Source organism: Sphingobium sp. SG1, from assembly GCF_057063145.1.
Genome location: NZ_JBVVOJ010000103.1, coordinates 1 through 252 on the forward strand (window position 1 = coordinate 1; position 252 = coordinate 252).

The following is a 252-nucleotide window of genomic DNA, read 5'->3' on the forward strand; positions in this document are numbered from 1 at the left end:
TGGGTACGCGCCGATGAAGGGAGAGACTCGGTGACCACGCCAGCTGGACAGTCGAAGACCGGCGGATCGATACCCATCGCCGAGGAGGCGCTCCGTGCGACGAAGGTCCTCCACCCTGACGAGGGCTTCATGCCGCGTCCGTCGAAGCGCCGGGTGATCACGGTGGCCAATCAGAAGGGCGGCGTCGGCAAGACGACGAGCACGGTGAACCTGGCTGCGGCGCTCGCGCTGCACGGCGTCAAACCGCTCGTC

1 protein-coding gene is annotated in these 252 nt (G+C 67.5%); it reads left to right on the forward strand.

Annotation, left to right across the window (positions count from 1 at the left end; translation table 11 throughout):
• Positions 1–30: 30 nt before the first annotated feature.
• Positions 31–252: ParA family protein (locus AC0KVN_RS27720; RefSeq protein ID WP_483656871.1), on the forward strand; the 222-nt coding region annotated here is incomplete at its 3' end.